This is a genomic window from Streptomyces sp. PA03-6a (assembly GCF_033792765.1).
Classification (GTDB): domain Bacteria; phylum Actinomycetota; class Actinomycetes; order Streptomycetales; family Streptomycetaceae; genus Actinacidiphila.
Window position 1 is genome coordinate 1 of the sequence record NZ_JARAVK010000420.1, and the last position, 4,828, is coordinate 4,828.

4 protein-coding genes and 1 pseudogene are annotated in these 4,828 nt (G+C 75.6%); all 5 read left to right on the plus strand.

The window, feature by feature from the left end; genetic code table 11:
• Nucleotides 1–171 precede the first annotated feature (171 nt).
• Nucleotides 172–930 (plus strand): Mut7-C RNAse domain-containing protein, encoded by a 759-nt coding sequence (locus PV350_RS44510; RefSeq protein ID WP_500339058.1) that lies wholly within the window; start codon nt 172–174, stop codon nt 928–930.
• Between the two features lie 254 nt (nt 931–1,184).
• On the plus strand, nt 1,185–3,521 hold the full coding sequence (locus tag PV350_RS44515) for a sensor histidine kinase (protein WP_500339056.1): 2,337 nt from the start codon (nt 1,185–1,187) through the stop codon (nt 3,519–3,521).
• Complete coding sequence (locus PV350_RS44520) at nt 3,518–3,967, plus strand: roadblock/LC7 domain-containing protein (RefSeq protein WP_499511662.1); 450 nt, start codon at nt 3,518–3,520, stop codon at nt 3,965–3,967. Before PV350_RS44515 ends, PV350_RS44520 begins: the two co-directional genes overlap by 4 nt.
• Complete coding sequence (locus tag PV350_RS44525; protein WP_500339057.1) at nt 3,964–4,365, plus strand: DUF742 domain-containing protein; 402 nt, start codon at nt 3,964–3,966, stop codon at nt 4,363–4,365. Before PV350_RS44520 ends, PV350_RS44525 begins: the two co-directional genes overlap by 4 nt.
• 269 nt (nt 4,366–4,634) lie before the next feature.
• Nucleotides 4,635–4,828, plus strand: a pseudogene (locus PV350_RS44530) (hypothetical protein); the annotation flags it as partial.

Genomic DNA, 4,828 nt, shown 5'->3' on the forward strand with positions numbered 1-4,828 from the left:
GAGGGCGGGCGGGTGGACGCCCGCCGCAGGCGCAACGCACCCGCACACAACAGCAGGCCGCACCCGCGGACCGCGCCCGGAGCCTGATCGCGCACGGCGCGACGTGATGCGTCCCGGGGAAACCCCGTGTGCCCCGCGCCGCCGAGGTGACATCCTGGCCGGGTGAGCGGTGTGAACGGACCCGAGATCGGCATCAGCTTCGACTCCGCGCTGCGGCTCTTCGCCGCGGCGCCACGACGGGAGGGGCGGACCACCGTCGTCACCGACGGGGTGTCCACGCTGGGGCACGTCGTGGAGTCGCTCGGCGTCCCGCTCACCGAGGTCGGCCGGCTGCTGGCGGACGGCCGTGAGGTCCCCGTCTCGTACGTCCCGGTCGCCGGCGTGCACGTCGAGGTCGAGCCCGTCACCCGGCCGCAGGCCGTGCCGGGGGCGCCGCTGCGCTTCCTGCTCGACGTGCACCTGGGCACGCTCGCCCGGCGGTTGCGGCTGCTGGGGGTCGACGCCGCGTACGAGAGCGAGGACATCGGCGACCCCGCCCTGGCCGCCCGGTCGGCCGCCGAACGGCGGGTGATGCTCTCGCGGGACCGCGGCCTGCTGCGCCGCCGGGAACTGTGGGCGGGCGCCTATGTCTACAGCGACCAGCCCGACGAGCAACTGCGTGACGTGCTCGGCCGGTTCGCCCCCGTCCTGGCGCCCTGGACGCGCTGCACGGCGTGCAACGGGCCGTTGCAGGAGGCCGACAAGGACGCCGTGTGGGAGAAGCTGGAGCACGGCACCCGGCGCAGCTACGACGTGTTCGCGCAGTGCGTCGTCTGCGAGCGCCCGTACTGGCGCGGCGCGCACCACGCCCGGCTGGACGCGATCGTCCGGGACGCGGTGGGCGAGTTCGGCGGCGGCTCCGCCGTGCCGTCGGGGGCCGGGGGCTCCTGAGGGTCGCGGGCGGCTGCGAGGCAGGCTCCCGCGGTGGGGACGAGTGCCCCAAAGGCCCACAATCCGCGGCAACTGTGAGCCATGGCACAGCGCTTGCACTTCACGATTCGTCCCACCGGCTACTCACCGGTAGGGGCCGTCGCTACGGTACTGCGCAACCGGTTCCGCCGAGCGGAACGTAGTCGTACGGGCGCGTAGCGTGTCCCGGCGCGGCGGGATCCGGCTGTCCACCGTCCGAGCAGCCTGGAGAGTGCATGCGTCGCCGTCCCGGCAGCCGCACGATCCGCACCCGGATCCTCGCCCTGGTGCTGATCCCCGTCGTCGTCCTCGTCTCGCTGTGGACCTTCGCCGTGGTCTCGGTGACCGGCGAACTGCGCGACCTCATCCGGCTGCAGGCCGTCTACGTCCACTACGGCACCCCGGTCGACACCACCGTCGGCCAGATCCAGGTCGAACGGCGGCTGTCCGCCGCGTACCTGGCCTCAGGGAGCAGCCGCAGCGCGCTGGCCGACCTCACCGGGCAGCAGCGGCACACCGACGAGGTGATCGCCGCGATGCGCGCGGCGATCGGCGACCGGGGCGAGCGCGGGGACCTCAGCGCCGGCCAGAGCCGGGTGCTCACCCGGGCGCTCGCCGCCGTGGACCGGCTGCCCGCGCTGCGCCGCGACGTCATCGCCGGGCGGATCGACTGGGCGCGCGCCGTGGACCGCTACACCGACGTCGTCCTGCCCACCTTCGAGGTGCAGACCGGCCTGACCGCCCTGCAGAACGGGCAGCTGGCCCGCGAGGCGCAGAACGTCGCCGGGCTCGTCCGGGTGCGCGAGTTCGTCTCCCACGAGGACGCGCTGGTGACCGGAGGGCGGGTCGCGGGCGGCTTCACCACCGATCGGTTCCGCCGCTTGGCCGCCACGATCGAGGACCGCCGGGTCTTCCAGCGCACCTACGTACCGGCCCTGCCCGCCGACTCGCGCGCCCTCTTCCGCGAGTTCGAGCGCGGGCCGCTCTACCGGTCCCTGGTCGAGGGCGAGGACGCCCTGCTCCGGGCCGGCGCGACCGGCACCGGCAAGGTGCTGGTGAGCGCGTCGTGGCGGCGGACCATGGACGACGCCGTCCGCAGGTACATGCTGCTGTGCACCGACGCGGCGAAGAACGCCGCCGCCCGCGGCCGGGACTTCGCCCGGCGCGAGCTGCTGTACGCGGGTGCCGCGGGCGGCGCGGGACTGCTCGGCGTGGGGCTGTCCCTCTGGTTCTCCGTCCACACCGGGCGCCGGATCACCCGGCGGCTGGAGGAACTGCGGGACGCCGCGGACACCCTGGCGGTGCGCCAGCTCCCCGAGGTGACCCGGCGGCTGGGCGCGGGCGAGCAGGTCGACGTGGCCGCAGAGGCGCCGCCGCTCGCCTTCGGGCGGCCGGAGGACGACGGCTGCGACGGAGCGGGCCCGGACGAGATCGGGCAGGTCGGCCGCGCGCTGAACGCGGCGCGCCGGGCCGCGGTCGAGGCGGCCGTCCGGCAGGCCGACCTGCGGCGCGCGATGTCGGCGCTGTTCCTCAACATCGCCCGCCGCAACCAGGCGCTGGTGCACCGCCAGCTGAAGCTCGTCGACACCCTCGAACGGCGCACCTCCGACCCCGACGCGCTCGCCGAGCTGTTCCGCATCGACCACCTCACCACCCGCATGCGCCGCCACGCCGAGGGCCTGATCATCCTCTCCGGGGCCGCGCCGGGACGCGTCTGGCGCAAGCCGGTGCCGATCGTCGACGTCGTCGGCGCGGCGGTCGGGGAGGTCGAGGAGTACGCCCGCGTGGTCGTGCCGCCCATGCCGGAGGTCGGCGTGGTCGGCGAGGCCGTGGTCGACCTGATCCACCTCATCGCCGAACTGGTCGAGAACGCCACGGTGTTCTCCCCGCCGCGCACCCAGGTGACCATGCGGGTCGGCGAGGCCGCGCACGGCTTCGCCCTGGAGATCGACGACCGCGGCCTCGGCATGGACGCCGACGAACTCGAACAGGCCAACGCCACCCTCCGGCACGCGGAGGACTTCGACCCGGCGCGCAGCGAACGGCTCGGCCTGTACGTCGTCGGCCGCCTCGCCCACCGGCACGGCGTCGAAGTGACGCTCACCCGCTCCCCGTTCGGCGGCACCACGGCGGTGGTCTTCCTGCCGGGGCCGGTGCTGGCGCCGGTCACCGCCGGGCCGGGTACCGAGTCCGGGCCGGGGCCGGGGCCCGTGGCGACCGCCGCCGGGGCCCGGGCGGTGACCGCGGGGAGCGCGCCGGGCGACGGGGCCGCGGCGGAGCCGACCGGCCCGCTGCCGCGGCGCAGGCGTGAGCCGGCCACCGGGGCGGTGCCCGGGCCGGCCCCGGCCGTGCCCACGGCACCCGGGACCGGCGCGGCGCCGGCGCTGCCCACACGGGTGCGCCAGGCGAACCTGGCCCCGCAGTTGCGCGCCGGGGCGAACGATCCGGGGGCCGGGCGCGAGGTGTCCGGCGCCGGCCTGTCGCCGGAGCAGATGGGGGCGATCTTCGGGGCCTTCCAGCGAGGGCTGGACCGGGGACGCGACGGTGCGGGAGAAGGAGGGGCAGCGACATGACAGACGCCGAGCCGTCCGGCACGGCACATCCCGAGGACGCCGGGGCCGCCGAGGGCCTCGACTGGCTGCTGGACGACCTGGTGGACCGCACGGATCACGTGCGCCAGGCCGTGCTGTTGTCCGGCGACGGGCTGGCGACGGCCTCGTCCAAGGGGCTGACCGGCAAGGACGTCGACCATCTGGCCGCGGTGTGCTCCGGGTTCAACGGCCTGGCCAAGTCGGCCGGCCGGTCGTTCGCGGTGGGCGGGGTCCGCCAGGTCATGGTGATGCTGGACGACGCCTACCTGTTCGTCACCCCGGCCGGCGAGGGCAGTTGCCTGGCGGTCCTGTGCGCCTCGGGTGCGGACGTCGGGCAACTGGCCTACGAGATGGGCCTGCTCGTCAAGCGCACCGGACGGCACCTGGCCACTCCCGCCCGCGCGGCGGACGAGCCGGGCGAGGAGTGACCCGGCGCGCCGAGGGCGGCGAGGACCGCTGGTACGACGAGGAGTCCGGCCCGATCGTCCGTCCGTACACCGTGACCGGGGGCCGTACCCGCCCCGACACGGAGCGCTCCTTCACGTTGATGGACCGGGTCCGGGCCCTGGACGAGCCCACGGGCCCGCGGGCGCACGGGCTGGTCGACCACGCGCGCGCCTCACTGCTGGAGCTGCTGCGCCGTCAGGGGCCGCTGCCCCTGGTGGAGCTGGCGGCCGACGCCGACCTCCCGGTCACCGTGGTGCGCGTGGTGCTCGGCGACCTGGTCGACGCCGGGCTCGCCCGGGTGGACCCGCCACCGGCCGTCGCCGAGCGGCCCGACGCGGACCTGCTGCGCGAGGTGATCCGCGGGCTGCGCGCCCTGTGAGGGCGGGTCCCCCGCGCCGGCCCGCGGGGGAGTGGAGCCGCCCCGGCCGGGCGGGAGGAGCACGCCGCACCGGCGGGTGCGGGGGATGACCGTGGCGCGCGGTCCGTCCCCGGCGCACGGAGGCGCGGATCCGGTGCGGTCCGACCCCTAGACATGACGTGTCCATGTCGCCAACCTGTTACCTGCCGCTCGTCCGGCAGAAACGTCCCAGCAGAAGGATGGCCGACGGTTCCAGCGGCCAAACACCCCCACACCCTAGGGAGTTCCCTATGTCCCGGATACGCAGTGCTCTCGCGCGGCGCGGTGTCTACGCGCGTCGACGCCTGGGTCTCCTCGTGGCGCTCACCAGCCTGTTCGCCGGCTTCGCGACCCTCAACGGCCCCACCGCCCAGGCGGCGCTCCCCACCCCCGTCAGCGCCGCCTGGGCGGTGGGGCCGTTGAGGGTCGCGAAGCCGGCGAACAG